The 20,336-nt window shown below is 70.1% G+C and carries 17 protein-coding genes and 1 pseudogene; 8 read left to right on the top strand and 10 right to left on the bottom strand.

Annotation, left to right across the window (positions count from 1 at the left end; genetic code table 11):
- Positions 1–3: 3 nt before the first annotated feature.
- The 3 genes from ACFCZ1_RS21940 (at position 4) to ACFCZ1_RS21950 (ending at position 2,833) form a co-directional block, all read left to right on the top strand.
- Positions 4–1,263: a hypothetical protein gene (locus ACFCZ1_RS21940; RefSeq protein WP_376679961.1), complete on the top strand. Its 1,260-nt coding sequence runs from the start codon at positions 4–6 to the stop codon at positions 1,261–1,263.
- Positions 1,260–1,850 carry a hypothetical protein gene (locus ACFCZ1_RS21945; protein ID WP_376679962.1) on the top strand — a complete coding sequence of 197 codons (591 nt, stop codon included), beginning with the start codon at positions 1,260–1,262 and terminating at the stop codon, positions 1,848–1,850. Before ACFCZ1_RS21940 ends, ACFCZ1_RS21945 begins: the two co-directional genes overlap by 4 nt.
- A 380-nt stretch (positions 1,851–2,230) precedes the next feature.
- Positions 2,231–2,833: a hypothetical protein gene (locus ACFCZ1_RS21950; RefSeq protein WP_376680039.1), complete on the top strand. Its 603-nt coding sequence runs from the start codon at positions 2,231–2,233 to the stop codon at positions 2,831–2,833.
- A gap of 263 nt (positions 2,834–3,096) precedes the next feature.
- Here ACFCZ1_RS21950 and ACFCZ1_RS21955 read toward each other — a convergent pair whose 3' ends face one another.
- A complete protein-coding gene (locus ACFCZ1_RS21955; RefSeq protein WP_376679963.1) occupies positions 3,097–3,447 on the bottom strand; it encodes a ferrous iron transport protein A in 351 nt (116 codons plus the stop codon).
- A 598-nt stretch (positions 3,448–4,045) separates the two neighbouring features.
- Here ACFCZ1_RS21955 and ACFCZ1_RS21960 point away from each other — a divergent pair.
- The 3 genes from ACFCZ1_RS21960 (at position 4,046) to ACFCZ1_RS21970 (ending at position 9,377) form a co-directional block, all read left to right on the top strand.
- Positions 4,046–4,825, top strand: a complete 780-nt coding sequence (locus tag ACFCZ1_RS21960) for a hypothetical protein (RefSeq protein ID WP_376679964.1) — start codon at positions 4,046–4,048, stop codon at positions 4,823–4,825.
- 24 nt (positions 4,826–4,849) lie between these two features.
- Entirely contained in the window at positions 4,850–6,391 is a 1,542-nt protein-coding gene (locus ACFCZ1_RS21965) for a TIR domain-containing protein (protein ID WP_376679965.1), read from the top strand.
- A gap of 151 nt (positions 6,392–6,542) precedes the next feature.
- On the top strand, positions 6,543–9,377 hold the full coding sequence (locus tag ACFCZ1_RS21970) for a toll/interleukin-1 receptor domain-containing protein (protein WP_376679966.1): 2,835 nt from the start codon (positions 6,543–6,545) through the stop codon (positions 9,375–9,377).
- 206 nt (positions 9,378–9,583) lie between these two features.
- Here the strand turns inward: ACFCZ1_RS21970 and ACFCZ1_RS21975 are convergent, their stop codons facing one another.
- Genes ACFCZ1_RS21975 through ACFCZ1_RS21995 form a run of 5 tightly spaced genes read right to left on the bottom strand, consistent with a single transcriptional unit; the run spans position 9,584 to position 14,916 of the window.
- On the bottom strand, positions 9,584–10,690 hold the full coding sequence (locus ACFCZ1_RS21975) for a hypothetical protein (protein WP_376679967.1): 1,107 nt from the start codon (positions 10,688–10,690) through the stop codon (positions 9,584–9,586).
- Between the two features lie 50 nt (positions 10,691–10,740).
- Complete coding sequence (locus tag ACFCZ1_RS21980; protein ID WP_376679968.1) at positions 10,741–10,902, bottom strand: hypothetical protein; 162 nt, start codon at positions 10,900–10,902, stop codon at positions 10,741–10,743.
- 39 nt (positions 10,903–10,941) lie between these two features.
- Positions 10,942–11,625, bottom strand: coding sequence for a hypothetical protein (locus tag ACFCZ1_RS21985; protein ID WP_376679969.1), 684 nt, complete (start codon positions 11,623–11,625; stop codon positions 10,942–10,944).
- A gap of 22 nt (positions 11,626–11,647) precedes the next feature.
- On the bottom strand, positions 11,648–14,527 hold the full coding sequence (locus ACFCZ1_RS21990; protein ID WP_376680036.1) for a TIR domain-containing protein: 2,880 nt from the start codon (positions 14,525–14,527) through the stop codon (positions 11,648–11,650).
- Positions 14,524–14,916 carry a hypothetical protein gene (locus ACFCZ1_RS21995; RefSeq protein WP_376680040.1) on the bottom strand — a complete coding sequence of 131 codons (393 nt, stop codon included), beginning with the start codon at positions 14,914–14,916 and terminating at the stop codon, positions 14,524–14,526. Before ACFCZ1_RS21995 ends, ACFCZ1_RS21990 begins: the two co-directional genes overlap by 4 nt.
- 386 nt (positions 14,917–15,302) lie before the next feature.
- On the opposite strand from ACFCZ1_RS21995, the gene ACFCZ1_RS22000 reads away from it, so the two are divergent.
- Positions 15,303–16,406: a hypothetical protein gene (locus ACFCZ1_RS22000; RefSeq protein ID WP_376679970.1), complete on the top strand. Its 1,104-nt coding sequence runs from the start codon at positions 15,303–15,305 to the stop codon at positions 16,404–16,406.
- Positions 16,407–16,505: 99 nt separating this feature from the next.
- Here ACFCZ1_RS22000 and ACFCZ1_RS22005 read toward each other — a convergent pair whose 3' ends face one another.
- Positions 16,506–16,721, bottom strand: a complete 216-nt coding sequence (locus tag ACFCZ1_RS22005; protein ID WP_376679971.1) for a hypothetical protein — start codon at positions 16,719–16,721, stop codon at positions 16,506–16,508.
- 66 nt (positions 16,722–16,787) lie between these two features.
- A pseudogene (locus tag ACFCZ1_RS22010) lies at positions 16,788–18,030 on the bottom strand (IS701 family transposase).
- 168 nt (positions 18,031–18,198) lie between these two features.
- Here ACFCZ1_RS22010 and ACFCZ1_RS22015 point away from each other — a divergent pair.
- Positions 18,199–18,603: a type II toxin-antitoxin system PemK/MazF family toxin gene (locus ACFCZ1_RS22015; RefSeq protein WP_351408166.1), complete on the top strand. Its 405-nt coding sequence runs from the start codon at positions 18,199–18,201 to the stop codon at positions 18,601–18,603.
- Positions 18,604–18,769: 166 nt separating this feature from the next.
- Here the strand turns inward: ACFCZ1_RS22015 and ACFCZ1_RS22020 are convergent, their stop codons facing one another.
- Both ACFCZ1_RS22020 and ACFCZ1_RS22025 read right to left on the bottom strand, forming a co-directional pair.
- Positions 18,770–19,495 (bottom strand): leucine-rich repeat domain-containing protein, encoded by a 726-nt coding sequence (locus tag ACFCZ1_RS22020; protein WP_376679972.1) that lies wholly within the window; start codon positions 19,493–19,495, stop codon positions 18,770–18,772.
- 217 nt (positions 19,496–19,712) lie between these two features.
- Positions 19,713–20,336 carry a hypothetical protein gene (locus tag ACFCZ1_RS22025; protein ID WP_376679973.1) on the bottom strand — a complete coding sequence of 208 codons (624 nt, stop codon included), beginning with the start codon at positions 20,334–20,336 and terminating at the stop codon, positions 19,713–19,715.

Below are 20,336 nucleotides of genomic sequence, written 5' to 3' on the forward strand. Positions count from 1 at the left end.
CCGATGCGTATCGCCACTCTCCTGCGGTCCTCCTCCGCCGGACTCATGCTCGTCCTCCTCGCCGGCTACGTCCTGCTGCTCCTGTCGGAGCCGATCACCACGGGCACCGTCCCCGGTTACGGGCCGTCCGTCCTCGGCAACGCCTCCTACACGATCCCGTTCGCCGCGGCCGCGTGCGCGGCGAGCGGAGCGTGGGAAAGCGCACGCCTGCGCCGGGGCAACGTCTTCGGGCAGACCCCTTCCCGCAGCCGGCTCGCCATCGCGCTGCCGCTGCTCGTCCCGGTGTGGGCGATGGGTGTTGCCGGGATGCTCATCGCGGTCGGTGTCGCGGTCTCGGCCGCGGGAACGCTTCCGCCTTTCTCCCACCTGGGCATGTTCGTGGTGTACGCGCTGCTGATGGCGGCCGCCACGCTGGCCGGATACCTCCTGGGCGGCCGTCTTCCGCACCTTGCGGCCGCACCGTTGGCGATGGTCGCCGGTTTCTGCCTGACCGCGTTCCCCGGATCCTGGGACACCCCGTGGCCCCGCCACCTGGTCGCCGGCGCGTACGACAGCTGCTGCTCGGTCGGATCGGTCATCGACCCCGTGGCCGTGTGGGCGCCGCTCCTGTTCACCGGCGGGATCATCACCGCATGCCTGCTCGCGATCGCCGGGGCCGGCCGCTGGAAGCCTCTGGCCGCCCTTGTCGCCGCGTCCGCGGCCTCGGTGTTCCTGGTCGTGAACATGGACTATGACCCGGTCGCCGACCGGAACCCCGACGCTCTGGTCTGCGACACCGCAGGCGTCCCGGAAGTATGCCTGTGGCCCGAGACCCCGGGACGCACCCGGATCGCGGCGACCACCCGTACCTACACCGGCCGTCTGAGAGACGCCGGGCTTCCCGTGCACTCCTCCCTCACCCAAAACCGTGACCTCAAGCCCGGACAGGCCGGCTTCGGAGGCAAAGGCCAGGTCCGCGAGCAGGACATCACCGCCAACCTCACCAACACCCTCCTGCCCCCCATCCCCGAATGCGCCCGAACCAGCCACAAGTACCCGGCGTTCCCGGCCCGGGGACCGCTCACCGCATGGCTGACCGCCATCGCCACCCAAGCCCCTCCGGCTCCGGTCCAGGGCCGCGTTTCCCCCGACGACGCGAAACTCGCCCAGAAGGTCCTCACGCTGCCCTCCGACCGTCAGCACGCGTGGTACGAAACGAACCGGGCCGCGCTCACCGGCTGCGACCAGAAGCCGACCCTGAACCCTGAAGGAGCAGGCCGGTGAACTGGTGGGCCGCATCCCGTAAGGTCCCCACCCTCGCCGCCGTCACCGCTGTGACGGCCGGCGCAGGCCTGGCATTCGGACAGAGCCGCATTCCCGTGCCCGCGATGGTCGGCGGGGCCGGACACTTCCTTCTCGCCGCGCTGATCACCGTCATCCCCGCCGTGACATGGCTCGCCTTCACCGGCCGGGCCCGGGACGCCACTGAAACAGTCGCCGTGCGCGCCGTCCACCGCTTCGACACCTCCCTCGCCGCCGCCTGCGCGATCCTCGTCCTGACCATGGCCGTACTCGGACACTTCGCGGGCGCGGACGCCGTGGCCCTGGCGATCGGCCGGAACGCCGCCTTCTACCTCGGCCTGGCGCTCATCCTCAACCCCCTCACCGGCGCCCGGATCGCAGCCCCGGTTCTCACCGCCATACCCCTGGTCCTCGCCGTCGGAGGCTGGAAGAGCGGCGGCCGGGGAGCGCAGCCGTGGGCCGTCGTCCTGCACCCCGCAACCAGCATGCCCGCCCTCCTGGCGGGCGTCGCGGTCCTCGCTGCCGGGGCGACGTTCAGCAGCCTCAAGCCGCCGCGCGGCGCCCTCTAGGGAAAACACCGGCTTGTGATCAAGGGTTGCTGCGAGTGAGGTGAACGACGATTGTGAATCAGTGACAGGTGGGACTTGGTGCGCGAGTTGTCCGATCGGCGCTGCGGTTGTCGTGTCCTGGCGCGGTGGATGTCGGGGCCGGGCGGCGAGGTAGACCCTGAACTGCGGTCTTTCGGTGCGGTGAGGGCCGAAGGCGCGAGGAGGGTACGGGCGTCCGGTCGTGCGGCTGTTGTGGACCCGAAGCGCGCTGCGCCTGCACATGGAGGGCTTCACCGGGGCGTGTGCATGCCATGCCTATGATCGGCGGGCACAGGGAACGGGCGGGACGAGAGCTGAGGACGCACGTGACACACCGTCGGTACGGATTGACGATCGCCGTCGTGACAGCCACAGCCCTGCTGGCCGGTTGTCAGAGCGGCGGTGCGACACCGCTGAGCCTGAGCGGGCTTACCGAGACTGCGGACTCCATGGGGGCCAAGGGGGCGGATACCTGCCCGCTTCCCTACGACATCGCCAAGGCAGCGAAGGCCGCCGGCCTGGAGGGGGAAGCCCGGCCGGGGCACGCGGACGGCGGTGACGAACCTGTCGCTACCGCCGAAGGCGGGAAGCGGGCCCGGCCCGGGGACGTGCTGGCGCAGAATCCCGGCGTCTTGGTGAGCTGCGACTTCCTCATCGGCCAGGAGGACGTCGTGGTGCACACCGTTGCGACGCGAGACCGGCAGGCGATCAACCCGCTCGCCCCAACGATCCAGCAGCAGACGGGGATGGACCTCGAAGCCCTGAGCGCCTACCTGAAGCAGGCCGGCGAGGCCGGAGCCGGCAAGCCGGTCGTTACCGCGAGCGGGAACCTCGCCTCCGTACGGCTGAAGCTCGACGGTAAGGGCGATGCGTTCCTGGTCGTCGCGGTAGGAGCCGGCCCCGGTGCGCAGGACAGCGCGCGCGTCAGCGCCCTGGCGAAGGCTCTCGCCGGCCAGGTGCGGTGACGCACACATCCCGCCCCACCTGTCACCCGTGGCGGGTTTCGCCCAGGGCCGGCGGAGGTCCGCGGCGAGAGGCCGGGCGAGCGGCCGGGCGAGCGGCCGGGCGATCCGGAGCTTGGTGGGGGCGACGATCAGGATCCAGGTCCAGCGGGTCCGCGGCTTCGGCACATGGTCAGACGAAGGCCGCCCGCACGTCCGGCGAATGCCCAGGCGGGCGACGTAGTTCGACGGTCGATTCGAACGCAGCAGCGTGACCTGCGGCACCCCTACGCTTCGGGCTCCGGCTCGGTCAGGTACCGACCCCAGATCTGGGCCTTGCGATAGGGGCCGGCCCCGTCACTGTCGTACTGCGGCGTGTCAAAGGAGACCCAGTACAGGAACTCGCCGCTGAGCGCCTGGGCATGTTCGTTGGGTTCGGGTGCACCCATGGCATCGATCGTTCCGGGAAACTCGACCTGCCAAGGACCGTCCCAGTCCGGGGCACGAACGACCGTGACCCGGCTACCCGGCGCCAATGCACCCGTCGGCCATGTCTGACTCAAGGGGCGACCGAGGACGTGCTCTATCACCTGGCGGTCATCCACATCCGCAGGAACGGGGTCGGAACTGTCTGTCATGCCGCCCACCCTGCCCGGACCACTTCAGAAGCGCCAGAAGATAAAGAACAAGCTCAGTATCTGACCTCCCCGCGCTGCGAAGTCTCGCCCCGAGGGCCCTGCCGCCCGGCTACGGCCCCGCCGGCCTTCGCAGCGCCTTCCAACCGCCGCGGTTCGCCGGTCAGGGGCGGACGGTGGCCCCTGACACCGCCGAGGAGCGCCTCCGCTGCGTCTGTGCCGAGCACATCGCCCCGGTCCTCGGCTTCGCCGTACCGCCGTACCGCCGTACCGCCGTACCGCCGTACCGCCGTACCGCCGTACCGCCGTACCGCCGTACCGCCGGGCCGCCCCGGCCGACAACGCCGCAGACATTGTCGCGGAGAGATTCGTGGTCGCCTGGCGACGGCTCGACGATGTGCCGGGCCCGGGTCGATCGCGTCCAGCGTCGGTTCGGGGACCGCGCGGCGCGAGCAGGCGGGCTATCGCCCCCTATGGCCCGGTTGGCGTGCGTGCATCTCCAGCATCCAGGCGTGCTACGCGGGGGTAGTGCGTTCATCTCGACTCCACGTGACTGATGTTGGCGATATGTTTTCCTCACTGACGATTGGCAGGGGAGCCGATGAGTGCACGATTAGAGCGTTCCGGCGCCCGGTCTGGATGGCGACGGGGAAGCGCGGGTACGGCGATCCGGCTGGTCGCGGCGACGGCCATCGGTGCGCTGACGGGGCTGGCCGTCTTCAGCCTCACCGAGGTGACCAGCCGCATCCTGTTCGTGGTCACCGGCGGAATCGCGGGGGCGCTGACCGTCCTCGTCCTGCACTGGTACCAGCGCACCGCCCGCCTCACCGAGGTGAAGGTGACCGTCCCACAGCTGAGCGAACTCACGTTCACCGTCAACAACGATGCCCGCCAGGTCGCCTGGCAGATGTTCGTGGAAACCGTGACGCGGGTGTCCACCCAGCCGCTGGCCAGCGACCAGGGAGTGGTCCGAGAAGCGCTGACCTCCATGTACGGACTCTTCGCCACGACACGCGAGACTTTGAAGGCCTCCCGCCCTTCCGCTCCGGTACCGGGCGGGCAGACAGTCGAGTATCTCGCGATCACCATGCTCAATCGCGAGCTGAGGCCCTTCCTGTCGCAGTGGCATCCCCGTCTGAGGGAATTCGAACTGGCCCACCCCGAGAGCCCCGAGTCCTCGTGGGCGGACAACGCCGCCTGCCGGGCGGATCTGCAGCGGGTGCAGAGCGAACTCCACGAATACGCGGTGGGTTTCGCCCGTCTCGCCGGCGTACGTGATGCGGATTCACTGATCCGGCCCGTCCCCGGGCCGCGTATCCCCGAGGGCCGGCCGGGGGGCATCGGAGGGCCGGCGCCCGGCACTGCCCGAGACGCGCGCTGAACATCGCGCGGGGGAGGCGGTGCAGTGGGCCGGCAGTGGAGCGGGGCGACCGGATACGACGCTTTCATCTCGTACAGCCATGCCTGGGACAAGGACCTGGCGAAAGCCTTTCAGAGCCAGTTGCAGACCTTTGACCGCCCGTGGTACCGGCCGAGAAGCCTGAGGCTCTTCCGCGACGAGACCAACCTCGCGGCAAGCCCCCACCTGTGGGCGGAGATCGAGCAGGGCCTGGCCCGGTCGCGGTGGCTCGTACTCATGGCCAGTCCGGCTGCCGCAGCTTCTCCCTGGGTACGTGAGGAGGTCCGCTGGTGGCTCACCCACCGCTCAGTGGACACCCTGCTCATTGCCTGGACCGCCGGCACGCTCGTCTGGAACCCCGAGCGGCGGGACTTCGACTGGTCACGGACCGACGCCCTTCCGGGCGAAGAGCTGGCCCATGCGTTCGCTCACGAGCCACGCTGGGTGGACTTGCGCTGGCTGCGGCGACCGGAGGAGGTCACAGCAGCCGACCCGCGACTGATCGAATGCGTAGCGGAGTTCGTCGCCCCCTTGACCGGGAAGTCCAAGGACGAGCTGATCGGCGACCACGTACGCCAACACCGCCGGACCATCCGCTTGGTCCAAGCCACGATCGCCGTACTCACCGCGCTGCTCCTGACCGCGGTGGCCGGCGGGATCAGCGCCTACGACCAGCGCAACAACGCCCGGGCCCAGACACTGGTGGCACAGTCCCGGCAGCTCGTCACGGAAGCCGGATCGATCAAGGACACCAAACCCGACCTGGCGCGGCAACTGCTCGTACAGGCCTACAGGCTCGCACCGACCGCCGAGGCGACGGGCGCGCTGGTCGAGAGCAGGGTGCTGCCCCGTGTCATCCATGCCCGCGGATATGCGCGCGCGGCCGCGTACAGCAGTCAAGGGCTCGTGGCGGTGGTGGACGACGACGTCCGGTTGCTCGAACCGGCCGCTGGAGGCCCTCCCACCGCGCTGAACGCCCAACAGAACCATCCGACCGCGGTTGCCTTCAGTCCGGATGGACGCCTGCTTGCGGTGGGGACGCACGAGGGCGGGGTGCGGCTCTTCGATGTGACCTCGAGCCGTCGGCCCATGTCTCTGGCGGTGACGCCTGCCGCGGCCGGTCCCGTGGACTCCCTCGTGTTCGCCGCAGGCGGGAGGCTGTTCATCCTGGCGGACCGAGGCGGAACCGTCCTCGACGTAAAGGACCCGGCCCATCCGAGTCCTCTCGGGCCGCTGCCCGGCACCACAGTGGCCGCGAGTCCCGCGGGCAACCTGATCGCCACCGAACAGGAGGAGGGAGTCCTGAGCCTGTGGGCATTCTCCGGTTCCGCCCAACTGGGCTTGACGGCCACCCTTGCCGCCCCTCCCGCCGATTCGCCGCTTCCCCGACCTCAGCACGTGGCGTTCAGCGCGAACGGTCAGGCCCTGGCCCTGGGCAGCCGGGACAACCGGGTCCGCCTGTGGGACGTCGCGGACCCCAGTCATCCGGTCGTCCGGCCGGACCTGCACCAAGCCGTGGCCTTCAGCCACCCCCGGATCACCTCTTGAGGGAGCGTGCCAAGGAGCGCTCGATTCGGTCGCATTCTGAGCGAGCCGACTGATCGGTGCCTGCGGACGCGTGGAGGGAGCTGCAACCTCCGTGGCAATCTACGGATTGCGCCTGATCGCACATGACAAGAGGCCTTGCCGGGAGAGCCACATGGAATCGATGTACGACGCGTTCATCTCGTACAGCCAGCAGCGGGACGTACCACTGGCCGAAGGGCTCCAGGAGGGGCTGGAGAAGCTGGTGCGCAAGGGGTGGCTACGGCGTCGGTCGTTGAAGGTGTTCCGGGACCACACCTCCCTCGCCGCGAGCAGCGATTTACCAGGGACGATCCGCGCCGGGCTCGCCAAGTCCCGGTACCTCGTACTCATCGGCTCGCCCGAAGCCGCCGCCTCCCACTGGGTCCGCCGGGAGCTGGCCTTCTGGCGGGCCAACCGCTCCATGGACCATCTGCTGCTGGCCTACACCGCGGGTGAGATTGTCTGGGACGGTGCACGGGGTGACTTCGACTGGGCGCGGACCACCGCGATCCCCGAAGAGTTGAGCGGAGCGTTCGGCGCCGAACCCCTCTGGGTGGACCTGCGGGCCTTCCGGGACGCCGAAGACTTCTCATACACGCCGGGCCGCCCTTTCCGCGACAAGGTCGTCACCCTCGCCGCGCCGATTCACGACATGAGCAAGGACGCCCTGGACAGCCGGGCGGTTCAGGAGGATCGGAAGGCCAGACGTCGCCTCCGTGCGGCCGGCGCCGGCTTCCTCGTACTGACCCTGGGGCTCGGGACCGCCGGGGTGGTCGCCTGGCAGAAGAGCGGCGAGGCTTCGGCTCGCGCGCGGACGGCCGCGTCCCGCTCGCTCGCCGCCCGCGCCCTGGAAGTAGCCCCCAGCGACCCCCGCAAGGCAGCCCAGTTCGCGCTGTACGCCTATGCCGTCGAGCCCACCGGCCAGGCGGCCCAGGCCCTGGGCCGCGCGATCGCCGCGAACGACAGCGCCACGCAGCACCTCCAACGAGGGAACGAGAGCGTGGCTCGCTTCCAGGGTGCCGGACACTCCCCGGCCACCAGGGTGGCGATGAGCCGCGATGGAGGGGTGCTGGCCTACTATTCGGGCCTCGACCAGGCTGCCATGAGCGACGGGAAGTATGCCGTACACCTCTATGACATCCGGTCTCGCACACGGCTGCCCGACCTGGTCGGCAAGGCATGGCCACAGGACGGGGGCGGCTTCGCGTTCAGTTGGGACGGCCGCCTGCTGGCTGTGGAAACCCCGTTCAACGGGATCGAGTTGTGGGACGTTCCCCAACGGAAGCTGCTGCGCACGATCGTCGCCAGCAACGGCGAGGACCTGGCCGGGGCACAGATGAGGCTGCGCTCCTTCGCCTTCTCGGGTGACGGCACGAGGGTCGCCGCAACCTTCTTCACCCCGACCGGTGACTCCTCGGCCGTCTTTCACTTGGCGGTCTGGGACACGGCTTCCGGCAGTCAGATCCTCAAGGAAGGCGCGGTCGACGATGGTGTCGAGCTGGCCTTCGACGGCACGCACCGGCTCGTGGCCCTGGACTCGTCGGTGGGGACCGTACGCATCCTCCCTCCCGGCTCCGGGACCTGGAGCCCGCCCCGCGCCCTCGATGGCTACGCCCGCCTCGACAGGGACGCCCGCTTCGGCGTGACCCTCTCGCCGGACGGCGCCCGGGTCTCCGTAGCGACGAGCGGCGGTACGCACACGGACGTCTGGGACGTGGGCGGCGGGAAGCGGCTGACCCCGGCCGAGGCGGCCGCGGCCGAAGGCCTGCCCAACTTCGAAGCCGACGGCCAGTCGGTGGTCATGCACGACGCCGCGAACCGCCGGCGAGTCCTCGGCGCCTTCACCTACCCCGCGGTATCACTCGCCGCATCGGGCGACGGCACCCGGGTGGTGGCCGCATCCAACGACGGCGCCGTCACTCTGTTCTCGGCCACCAGCTTCCAGGCCGGTACGACGCTCCCCAACGAACAGCAGCTCAAGCCCGCCGAACTCACCCCGGACCGGCGGCTCGCCGTCCGGGCCACGGCCGACGGATCGGCGCTGTGGGCCGTAGGCAGCGAAGGCATTGAGCGGATCGGGCGGGTCGGGCGGATCGGTCAGCGTGGGGGGAGCGGGGTCATCGGCTCGTCCGACCGGGCGCGCGTGGTGACGGCCGACGACGACGGAGCACTCAGTCTGTGGGACCCGCGGGACGGGCGCCGGACCGGCGCTCCCTGGCAGCCGCAGCGCCCCGTGGTGCCGGTGACCTTTCTCCCCGACCACGTCCAATTCCTCGGGATCACGGACGGCGCCCTCCAGGTCATCGACCCGCGCACCTGGCAGGTACGGCAGTCCCTGCCCTTCGGGTCGGGCCCGGGCGTGCCCTGGGCCGTCAGCGTGGACGGCACGACCGTCGCCCTGGCGGACCGTGACGCGCTGAAAGTGTGGCGCTGGAGCGCTGAGAAGGGCCTGCACCAGGTCTACGAGGGTGAGATCCCGGGCGGCTCCGACTTCCGGATGTCGGTGGCGATCAGCCGGCAGGGCGAGAAGGCCGTGGTGATCAACGGCGACCACCGCCTCGTCGTCTTCGACGTTGCCTCAGGACAGGTCACCCAGGGAGCCGCGGTCTCCCCCGAGGGACAGGACGGCGTCGCCTTCAGCGCCGACAACACCCTGCTCGTCCACGCATACGGCACCGGGAGCGACGCGGGCCTGCAGTTCTGGGACGCCGCCACGGGCGAGGCGCGGGGCAGCTGGGCGATGACGGGACACGGTGAAGGTGGTGTGACCACCTTCAACGGTGCGGACGGCTCCGTCCTGACCATGGGAGCGGACGGTTCACTCGTACGCCGCACAGTGGATCTCGCCGCGTGGCGCGCGACGCTGTGCTCACTGGCCCCCGACCCGCTCCCGCCAGGCGAGTACGACCGCTACCTGAAAGGCATGAAGGTCGGCTCCCCCTGCCGGGGAGCGACAACCCGACCCTGACAGCCGGCGGCCGTGACGGCCGCCGGGGGAACAGCCCCAGCATGTATACCGCCGCCCACCGGCGAAGACGGGTATGGAGCCCACCCGTACCGATCGCCGCTTGCGTCCCCGCAACGACTCGGGCAGCAGCGGCCGGAGTTCACCCTCGACCGCACGGCGCGCTGGGGTCAACCGGGCGGTCCGGGGGCGAGCCCCCGGGTGTGTCGTCAGCGACAGAACGAGGCCGCCCCTGGAGGTGTCCCGGTGCCGCAGGGCAGCAAGCGGCGGGGGCGCTCGTGGCGCGGACCCGTCGGGGCCGGTCGCGGGGCGGCGGCGTTCGGGACGGCCCCCCGGCCCGGGAGGGCTTCGACGCGCCCGATGGCGTTGCCGAGGAGTTCGGTGAACCAGACGTTCTGGTCGGGCCCGGTCGCGATGTTGAAGGGCACCTTGTCCGCGCCGCCCGGCACCGGAAACTCGGTGATCTTCCCCGTCGAGGTGATCCGCCCGATGAGGCCGAACTGGTCGGCGTACCACATGCTCCCGTCGGGGCCGCGGGTGATGCCGTCGGCACCTCCGCCCGGGTTCGGTCGGGGGAAGAGCGTGATGGTGCCCGACTGGGTGATCCTCCCGATCTGGTCGGACGCGGTGAACCACATCCCGCCGGGGCCGGCCGCGATGTCGGACGGGAACTCGAACCCGGTGGGGAGCGGGTACTCGGTCACGTTGCCGAAGAAGTCGACACGGCCGATCTTGCCTGCGATCAGCTCCGTGAACCACACACCGCCGGGGCCGGCCGCGATGTGGTAAGGGAAGCTGTCCGGTGTGGGGATGGCGTACTCCGTGACGGTTCCGTCAGGCCGCATCCGCCCGATCTTGTTCGTACCGTTCCCGGTGAACCACAGGGCGCGGTCGGCACCGAGTGTGATGCCCGTGGGAAAGCTGCCCGCAGGCAGGGGGAACTCCGTGACCGCGCCCGCGGTCGTGATCCGCCCGATCTTGTCGGCAGCACCCTCGGTGAACCACAGGGCGCGGTCGGGGCCCTGCGTGATGTCGAAGGGGAAGCTCGACGCGGTGGGTACGGCGAACTCGGTGACGGTGCCGCCGGTCGTGATGCGTCCGATCTTGTTGGCGTCGGACTCGGTGAACCACAGCGCCCGGTCCGGGCCCGCCGTGATCCCGGCGGGGAAGCTCTCGGGGGTCGTGATCGGGTACTCCGTGATGTCCCCCACGTCGGCCCGGGCGGGAGCGGCCTGCATCGCGACCGCGAGCAGCGCACCCAGGAACCCGGCGAACAGGCGGTCGAGTCGTCGTCGGATCGTCGGCGTGCCCGGCATGGACCAGCCCCTTTGCGGTGAGCGACGGGAGAGTGGCAAGTGACGGCTTATCAGCTCACGCTCGACTCCGCCCGGCCCGCGCCGCCGAGTCGGCCGCGGACCAGCCGACTGCCGTAGCCGGCCGGGGATGCGGCACACCCCGGCGGCGCGTCGGGCACGCTGCCGGCCGAGGCCATGGCGACCGGGTCGAGGCCGGCCGACGTGTACCTCACCGGCGTCACCCTGTGCATCGCCCCCTGTCCGAGACCGCGTCAGGAGACGACACGGGGTTCGCCCGGAGTCAGGCGGTCCCCCTCCCGTGTCCAGACCGTAGCGGCGTCCCCGGTGGGGCAGCAATGGGGGTCGGTCTGGCGGTACCACTTCTCGTGCGCGGTGATCCGGCCGGGCGCGAACTCCAGTCCGACGAGCGCGGTGATGTATTGGGCGGACTTCTGCCGCGGCGTGATCGCACCGATCGCGGCGAGGCTGTCGCCCTTGCGGGTGAACACGACGTATGCGGCGACGAGTTGCCCGCTCATCGTGGCCCCGTTGTCATCACACCCCATGTAGAGGGCTGCCTCGTCGCGCTGGTCACCGTCGGTGTCCCCGTACTTGACCTTCATCCCGCGCGAGATGCCTACGGTGCCCCAGGTCCGGGACGTGGCCGTGGCCCTGCCCTCGGCATTGGGCTGCACGAGTCCCGGGACATCGCAGAACTCGCCCGGAACGGGGGTCTTCGCCCAGTCCACATCGTGCAGGTCGGCAGGTGCCGGGCCGACGAGCACCGGTCCCTGCGCGGGCGAGGGCGACGGGGAGACGGGCCGGGGGGCGGCGGGCGAGGGGGTGTCGGTTGGGACGGGCGGCGCCGGGCGGGGCGAGCTGCATGCGCCGGTGAGCAGGACAAGCGCGAGCAGCGCGATGGACAGGGCGCTTGCGCCCCGTAAGCCGCTGGCCATGGTGTCCTCCGTTCTCGTGCGCTCAGGCGCACGGTGGGTCGTACGCTCGGTTGGGGAGGTACTGGTTCCACTGTTCGCGGGTGATGCGGGGGGACTCCGCGCACAGCCGTCGCAGGATGGCGGCCAGGTCCACGCTCCACAGCCGCGTGCCCCGGTCGCCGCTGACCGCGAGAAGGCTGCCGTCCGGGCTGAACGCCACGGTCGCCAGCAGGTACAGGCCGCCGCTGGTGAGCGAGGCGATCTCGACGAGGCGGTCCGGGTCGCTGACGTCCCACAGCCGGATGCGCCCGTCCTCTGCGGCACTGGCCGCGAGCGCGCCGTCGGGGTGATGGGCGAGCCCTCTGACGGTGCCGGTGTGCCGGGCGGCAGTGACCCTGCGCACGGGCCGTTCGGGACGCGAGACGTCCCAGGTGGTGATCGCCCCGCTGTCGTCGCCGACGAGCAGGGTGCGGCCGCGCGGGCCGAAGGCCAATGCGGTGGCCCTTCCCTTCGCCACGGCGATGTCCCCGGCGACGGTGGGCCTGGTGTTCCGGGCGACGTTCCAGAGTCGTACGGTTCCCGCGCCGGTCGGGGCCGCCAGTAGCCCACCGTCCGGGCTGAAGGAGATTGCCTGGGGGCCGGCCTTGGTGCCGTCGAGCGTGTCGACGAGGGTGGGCTGTGTCCGGTTGCCGACGTCCCACAGCTGTACGGTTCCCGGTTCCACCTGTTGAGGTTCCATGGGCCCTGCTCCCGTCGCCAGCAGGGGAAGCGCGGGGTTCAGGCTGATGCCCTGCGCACCGACCAAGCGCGTGGCCTGTGGGGTCACCTTCCGCGGGGCCGCCGAGTCGGCCATGTCCCACGCGACCACGGGCAGACCGGAGAACAGGGTGTGGCCGTCCGGGCCGAAGGCCGCAGCCTGACCGCCGGCGTTGAACGACTCCACGGTGGCGGCGAGGTGTGGTCCGGTCCTGTCGTCCATCCTCCACACGGTGGTGGGATTGCCACCGGCGGCCAGCAGGTGGCCGTCGGGACTGAAGGCGGGGGGAAACGTTCCCTTCACCGGCAGGGTCGTGACGGTGGAGGTCCGGTCGACACCCGACAAGGCCCACAGCCGTACCGCATTTTCGGCAGGAATCCGGGCGTCAAGCGCCTTCTTCTCCCGGGCGCTGGCGATGGAGGCAAGTGTCTGCCCGTCGGGGCCGAAAGCGAGGCCGAAAACGGAGGCCAATGCCGGGTAACCGGTCAGGCGCGCTCCGGAGCGGGGGCGGAAGGGATCGGAGACGTCCCACAGGGTGATCACGCCGTCTCTGCCGCCCACGGCCAGGACGGTCCCGTCCAGGGAGAACTGCATGCTGCTGACGCCGTCGCGTCCCTGTGCGTTCAGATCCGAGCGGACGGCCGGACGGGCGGGGTCGTCGACGTCCCACAGCCGCACCCGGTTGTCCCCACCGCCGACCGCCAGAGTGCGGCCGTTCGCGCTGAACGCGGCGCGGCCGTCGGTGGCGAACACATCGTCGGACGGCGAGGTGACGGTGGCGACTCGGGTCAGCCGGGCGGAGTCGGACAGGATCCACAAACCCAGTACGGGGCTCTCGTGCGCCTCCGTGAGGATCAGTGTGCCCGTAGGTCTGGCCGCGATCGTGTCGGGGGGTAGGGATCCCAGGGAGCGGGGCCGGGCGGGGTCCCGGATGTCGAGGACGGACCCGCCCGCCCGAGCCAGGACGAGGAGCTTGCCGGCGGGCGCGAACACGAGTTCCTTCGTACGGCCCGCCGCCGCGGGCACTGTCGCCAGGGTCCTGGGACTGTCCGCTGACGTCACGTCCAGAAGCCGTACCCCGCCGTCGGCGTCGCCGATCGCCAGTAGTCGTCCGTCCGGGCTGAACGCGACGGCGGCGACGCTGCTCTCCAGTTCCTCCAGCGAGGCGCGGAGCGCGCCGGTGAAGAGGTCGTAGAGCCGGACCTGGTCGTCGGCCACGGCGAGGAGCCCCCCGCTGCTGTACGCGACCCCGCGGAGATCGCCCTGCCCCTGAATGACGCGGGGGAGACTGCGGCTGTCGACGAGTGCCCCCGCCGCCTCGGCCGTCGGGGCGAGTCGATAAGCCTGGACCAGCAGTTGGCGGGCCAGGTCGGGCTGGGTGTCGCGGATCGACGAAGCCTCCGCGACGAGCTGGCGGGATTGGGCCACCAGGGTCTGGGATCGAGCGGTGTTGCGCTGGGTGTACGCCGTGACGCCTCCGGCGAGTGCGGCCAGGAGCAGAGCGGTGAGCACGGCGACGGTCGACCGCACCAGGCGCATCGTCCGGCGGTGCTGGCGTACATGGTCGCCGATCACCTCGTCCTTGGACCTGCCCGTGATCGGGGCCGCGAACTCCGCCACGCACTCGACCAGCCGCGGGTCGGCCGCACTGGCCTGCTCCGGGCTGTGCAGCCAGCGCAGGTCGACCCAACGGGGCTCCTGGTCGAAGATGCCGTCCATCTCCTCGCGCGGGAGGGCGTCGGTCTTCGACCAGTCGAAGGACGTCCGCGAGTCGTCCCAGACGAGCGTCCCGTCGGTCCAGGCGATGAGGATGGTGTCCGCCGAGCGGTGGGTGAGCCACCAGCGGACCTCCTTCCGGACCCAGGGGGACGCGGCAGCGGCCGGGCTGGCCATCAGCACGAGCCATCGCGACCCGGTGAGCCCCCGCTCGATCTCCCGCCACAGGTGGGGGCTCGCCGCCAGGTTGGTCTCGTCGCGGAACAACCTGAGGCTTCTCGACCGGTACCAGGGTCGGTCGAAGCTCTGCAGCCGGCTCTGGAAGGCCTTGGTGAGCTCCCTGTCCCAGCTGTGGCTGTAGGAGATGAACGCGTCGTACCCGGTCAGCTCCCCGATCCCACGTCCCCCGCCCGTGGCCGTGCCCCCGCCTCCGGCTTCCCGGGCGTTCAGCGCGGGTCCCGGGTGCTGCTTGCTGCAGGGCTGCCGCTCCTCTCGGACCGGTCGTCGGGGGCGCGTGGCGAGGGAATCCGGCCGATCGCCGACTCGGCTTCCCGTACGCCGGCCGGACGGGCGAAGCCGACGGCGTAGGCGTGGACGCCGCGCTGCACCCGCTGCAGCTCCGCCCGACAGGCAGCATCGTCCGCCCAGTCGGACTCCGGGCTGCCGGGAAGGGTCTGTTCGAACTCCCGCGACCAGGAGTGCCCCTGGGGCTGGAACGGCCTGCGCCCGCGGTTCGGCATGGTGACCGTGGCCGCGACGAGCCGGAGCGGGGCGCTGTCGAGGATCCGTCGCCCACGCGCGGACCGCGTACCGGGCTGTAATAACTGTTCGCTCATCATCGCGTCCGTTCCCCCGCCGAATTCCGATGCAGGAAGAACATAACGCCAAAGGCGTCAACTCACCTGAGTTCCGACGGCATCCGCGTGATCCTGGGCTCGGGGGAGCGGGTCGTGCGTCCGCTGAGCTGCTCGACGCCGTCGACGGGCGGTCCAGTAGTCCAGCAGAGGCTCCGTCGCGGCCGCCCGCACCGTGGGCCGAGGTCGCCGGTGTCGGCTTTGAACACGCCGGCGGGGGCATCGTGACGGGAGCGGCGGGAGCGATCGGCTTTCCCCGGTCCGGCCGATTCGCGCCGGGGGCGATCGCAATCCTCGTGCGCCATCGGTGCTGGAGTCCGTTGTTGGAGGTCGCGCCTAGGGTGGGCGGATCACCGGCAGAAGTGCCGGGAGTGTTCGGAATGGTCGTGGGGGTTGGGGTGCGCTGGTGGAACAGGAAGCCCGGGGAGCGGGCGCAGTGGGTGCTTGAGCCATGGGTGGGGGTGGGGCCGTTGCGGTTCGGGATGAACCCGGACCAGGTGGCATCGGCTCTGGACGGGGCGATCGCCCACGTCTCACAGGGGCTGGGCAGCGGCGCGGGCTGGGGCTCTTACACCGGCTGGGGTGTGACAGGGATCTATGGGGCGGAGGCGGGTCTGGTCGCGGTAGCGATCGATGCGATGGACGGACCGCTGGTGCGTCTGCGGGACATTGAGCTGATTGCGCGAGTGCCGTCCGAGGCGCGCGCGGATATTCAGGACCTCGCACGCCGGGAGGGGACTTCCGTGCGGGTGAACTGGAGCGGTGATCCGGAGATCGAGGCGTGGGGCGTCTCCATGGGTGCCGCACAGGAACTGGGGCTGGCACCCGAGGGGTACGTGCTGCGGCAGGACACGGTGATCACCCATGCCCTGCTCGTCAGCAGTGAGCTGGCGGAGGATCCGTACGGATCCGAGCCGGTCGCCAACTGGCGCAATGTCGGTGATGAGCGACCGAACCCGGGGGCGTGGCCCATGACGGCCGAGCAAGATCGGCCGCGCTGGGATTGGACACCGCTGCAGAGCATCGGTCCCCTCCAGTTCGGCATGAATCCGCAGCAGGTGGCTAGCGCGTTGGACGAGGAGCCGGCGGCCCGTCGCGGCCGGTATCCGTTCGGGCAGCCGTGGGAAGGCCCCGGGGAGCGGATCCTGAACCACGACCGGTTCGACCGAGCCGGCGTGACCGCTCACTACGCCTGCGGCCCAGGGCGGCCCCCCACCCTGGGCGCCGTCACTGTTGACGGACGGACCGGGCCACAGGTGGAATTCGCCGGCATCCGGCTGATCGGCATGCCGGTCCAGGCCGTGGACACGTCCCTGATTCAGTACCTGGAGGACAGCGGGCTGGGCGTGGCCTTCGGCTGTGCAGGGGATCCCGGTCCGACCGGCCTCAACATGTACGTACGAGCCACCCGGGCCGGGGACGTCATGGTCAGCGGGGCCCGGTTCTGCCAAGCGCAGTGGGAGGACCACGGCTGACCCGCACGACGGGCCGTGCGCCTCAGTGCCGTCACGTGGTGTGGCCAACGCTCACCGTCCGGCGCCCTTGAGGAACGCGGCCGTTCCCGCCTGTCGCCGTCAGGTGGCCCCGGGACCCGCTCGGGCGAGGCCAGGGTGGCTGAGCACGTAGCCACGTACCTGACTGAGCACATGGGGGGTGTACGCCGACAGTTGCTGTTCCAGCGCGATATCGGCACCGAACACCGCGCTTTCACCCTGACCACCCTCCGCACGTTTCTGATCAACGCGCTGGCCGCCGCCGGCCTGACCGGGGCCGGCGGTGGTTTCGTTCATCTCCAGCGACAGCGTTTGTTGACGAGTTTCAGCGGCGCTTAGTACTCCAGCCCTAGATCGTGATCTTCATGCCTGAGTGGCTTGTCGACGGTAGTGGCTGGCCTGGGATCGGGCCTGGTGGCGGCGCCGCCAGTCGGACCAACCGAGCCGGTGGGCGGCATCGTGGACGGGTCGGACAACGAGTGTGATGAACAGGCGCTGGATCTCGTTGCAGGTGAGCGGAATTTTAGGGCATCGGGTGCGGGGCGGGTGTGCTCGTCTGCGCGTACGACGGCGAGGAAGGCGTGCGCGAGCATGGCGAGGGTGACCCAGCGGGACCAGGAGGCATAGCGGCGGACCTGGTGCTCGTCGAGTGCGGCCATGCCCTTGCCCGACTGGAAGAACTCCTCCACCCGCCATCTTGATCCAGCGACTCTGACCAGCACGGTCAGCGGCACGGGTGCGGGCGAGTAGCAGCGGTGGTAGGCGAGTTCGCCGGTGCTGCGGTTACGGCGGAGCAGCAGCTGACGACTCCCGGGTCGGGGGTCGGCGAGGTCTGTGACTGCCCAGTCGTAGAAACGGTGGCCCTTGGCCCCGGCCCCTGCGGAGTGCTTCTGCCAGGCCCGCTTGGGCACCTTCTTGGCCAGGGTGTCCGCACGGAACCTCCCCGCCCCGGTGGTGACTTCGTGCGAGCAGGCCACCGCGAGGACGTAGCCGGTGCCGCGTTCCTCCAGTGCGGTTCGCAGCTTGGGGTTGCCGCCGTAGACCTCGTCGCCGGCGACCCATGCGGCCTGGTGGCCGGCGTCCAGGAACCGGGCAACCATACGAGTGGCCAGTTCCGGCTTGGTGGCGAAGGCGGTGTCCTGGTCGAGTCCGGCATCCCGGCATCCCGGCAGCGGTCAGGGTCGGAGGTCCATGAACGCGGGACGTACAGTTCCCGGTCCACTGCCGCGTGCCCGCGCCGGCCGGCGTAGACCAGGTAGACGGCGACCTGGGCATTTTCGATCCTGCCCGCGGTACCGGTGTACTGGCGCTGGACGCCGACCGTGCCGGTGCCCTTCTTCACGTCCCCGGTCTCGTCGACCACCAGTACCGCCTGGTCGTCGTGCAGGTGGTTCACCACGTAGTCACACACATCGTCACGGACCCGGTCGGCGTCCCACTTGGCCCGCCCCAGCAGATGCTGCATGCCGTCCGGGGTCCTCTCCCCGGCCCATTCGGCGATGGTCCAGCAGTTCTTGCGCGGCAGGTCCGACAGCAGTCCGAGCACCAACTTCCGGACCCGGAATCGGGGTTCGACCCGTGTGAACCGTCCCGCTACCCGGCTCATCAGGCCCTCGAACGCCTCCTGCCAGCGGGCAGGGTCTACGCTGTGACCTGCGGCCACGGCGTGAACGTTTGTCTTCACACACCAATGATCAATGGGTGGCCGCACCCGTCTCCACAGCGCGTCGGGGTCGCCCAGCGTCCGCCCGCCGTTCCTGTGTCAGGAGGACATGTGCAACGTGGCGAAGTCTGGTGGGTGGAGTTCGACGAGCGGCGGCCGGTCGTGCTGCTGTCGGGAGACGACGCGTCCGGGATCCGGGTGATGCAGGTCGTCGCTCGGGCGGGTGTCGACATCACCGGTCTGGGCGTCGAAGTGGCAGTAGGCGCCGTGGAAGGACTGCCCTTTGAAGGCGTGCTGCGGTTCGCGTTGCCGCGTCCGGGCTTTACCCCTTGCACGTGGCTGACCACCGTGTCCCGGGACGACCTGATCGAGCGAGCGGGCGTTCTGTCCTCCGCGAAACTCAGCGAGATTGAGAACGCCCTCCGTCTCGGTGAGCAGGCGAAGGAGTGGACCCCGGCGACGACCGCGAAGCTCAGCGAGATAAGGAACGCCCTCCGTCTCGGTGGACTCGGGTAGGCGGAGAAGGAACGGACGCCCGCGACGGCGTGGTCGGTCTCGTCCAGCTGCCTCCTCGGCGCCCCTCACGATCGAGATCACGAACTACGGCTGGAGTATTGGTGATCAACTCGCTTGTGCGTGGGCACGAGAAAGAGCGGCACCGTGGCGCGAAGGGGCGTGGCTGTCAGGTCAAGACGACGCACCCCAGCCGCTCCAGCTCGCTGAGGAGCGGTAGGGAAGGATCGACCTCGGTCCAACGCAGATCCAGCTTCTCCAGCGATGGCAGCAGGGCGAGCCAGTCGGGCAGCTGGCCTAGGCGGTTGCTCCGCAGGTCGATCTGACGCAGCCGCGGGAGGCCGGCCAGTGACTCCGGCACCCCGGTCAGGGAGTTCTCGCGTAGGTCCAGGTGGCGCAGTTCGTGCAGCTCGGCTGCCGACGACGGCAGGTGGTCGAGCGCGTTCCCCCGGAGCCACAGCTCACGCAGGTTCCGGAGCTGGCCGATGGCATCGGGCAGGGCGGTGAGCCGGTTGTGCTGCGCCCTGAACTCGATGAGGCCGCTCATCCCGCCGATGGTTTCTGGCAGGGCGGTGAGGGAGTTTTCACCGACGTTGAGGTAACGCAGCCGGGTCAGGTTTCCCAAAGAGTCGGGAATTCGAGACAGCTCGTTGTCATGCAGGTAGAGGCAGTCGCTGAGCTCGGTCAGCTTGCCGAGTTCTTCTGGCACCGAAGTCAGCGCGTTGTGGCCCAGGTCCAGGGTGTTCAGCCGGTGGAGCTGCCCGATGTCCGGCGGGAGGGCCGTAAGTCCGTTGTCCGCGAGGATCAGCACATGGAGCTCGGTCTGTCGCCAGACCGACTCGGGCACCTCTCCGAGCTCTTGACGCCACAAGTTCAGTGTGTGCCTCACGGCCATCTCCCAATTGTCGACAGTCCTGGGCTCCGATTCTCGTCCGGGACCTCCCTCGGCGGCGACGGGGCCGGCAGACAGTGAGGGCGCGATCAACTGGCCTCGGCGTGTTCGGCTCGGGCTCGGGTTCTGGCAAGCCGGTCCCTTTGGGGATGCCGACGCCGGGACCGGCCTCACCACGATCACTTCACTCGCAACCGCATCAGGAACCCTGCCCCACCCTCTATCCGCTGCTCAGCGGCGAACCCCACCCGGGATCATGCGAGGTCCTTCTCACCAGGTGGCCGAGCAGGTGATGCGCCGCGTCAGCGGCGGTGTCTTGCGGCGCTCCGGCCGCAGTCAGGGCGGCGCTGACTCTCGGCAGTGCCGCCGAGGGTATGTCCAGGTCATTGAAGAGCGGGAGGACCAGCAGGAGGCGTGCGGATACGTCCTGGACCCCTTCGGCCTCGCAGGACGGAGAGCTGGCGATCCGGACCAGTTCCTGCCACGTCAGCCCGCTCCCCGACAAGTGACCTTCCCAGTTGGCGATCCGCTGGGCGTGGCTGCGGCCCGGGTGGGTGAGCAGGTAGTCGATCCCGTAGTCGCCGACCAGGTTGCGGTAGATCACTACGACTCCGCGACCGTCGGCGGCGGGCACGCGAAAGACGGGCCAACGCTCGGGGTCGAAGAGTGTCTCGGCCGAGGCATCGGCATCAGCGCCGTCATCGCCGAACCACTCCGGAACCGGACGCTCGACACACGTCCCGTCACCGCACATCGCCATGAGGTAGTTCGACCAGAAGCCGGGGCGAGCCAGCAGTGGCTCCCCGGCGACCAGCGGGCTGTCGTCGTATCCCTGAATCAGCAC

This window comes from Streptomyces sp. NPDC056224 (assembly GCF_042267665.1).
Lineage (GTDB): Bacteria > Actinomycetota > Actinomycetes > Streptomycetales > Streptomycetaceae > Streptomyces.

What these genes read in the sequence shown, in the direction of transcription:
- ACFCZ1_RS22020 (WP_376679972.1), bottom strand. Translation starts at nt 19,495, where the DNA reads ATGGCCGTGAGGCACACACTGAACTTGTGGCGTCAAGAGCTCGGAGAG.
- ACFCZ1_RS21955 (WP_376679963.1), bottom strand. Translation starts at nt 3,447, where the DNA reads ATGACAGACAGTTCCGACCCCGTTCCTGCGGATGTGGATGACCGCCAG.
- ACFCZ1_RS22005 (WP_376679971.1), bottom strand. Translation starts at nt 16,721, where the DNA reads ATGAACGAAACCACCGCCGGCCCCGGTCAGGCCGGCGGCGGCCAGCGC.
- ACFCZ1_RS21995 (WP_376680040.1), bottom strand. Translation starts at nt 14,916, where the DNA reads ATGATGAGCGAACAGTTATTACAGCCCGGTACGCGGTCCGCGCGTGGG.
- ACFCZ1_RS21940 (WP_376679961.1), top strand. Translation starts at nt 4, where the DNA reads ATGCGTATCGCCACTCTCCTGCGGTCCTCCTCCGCCGGACTCATGCTC.
- ACFCZ1_RS21970 (WP_376679966.1), top strand. Translation starts at nt 6,543, where the DNA reads ATGGAATCGATGTACGACGCGTTCATCTCGTACAGCCAGCAGCGGGAC.
- ACFCZ1_RS21975 (WP_376679967.1), bottom strand. Translation starts at nt 10,690, where the DNA reads ATGCCGGGCACGCCGACGATCCGACGACGACTCGACCGCCTGTTCGCC.
- ACFCZ1_RS21960 (WP_376679964.1), top strand. Translation starts at nt 4,046, where the DNA reads ATGAGTGCACGATTAGAGCGTTCCGGCGCCCGGTCTGGATGGCGACGG.
- ACFCZ1_RS21985 (WP_376679969.1), bottom strand. Translation starts at nt 11,625, where the DNA reads ATGGCCAGCGGCTTACGGGGCGCAAGCGCCCTGTCCATCGCGCTGCTC.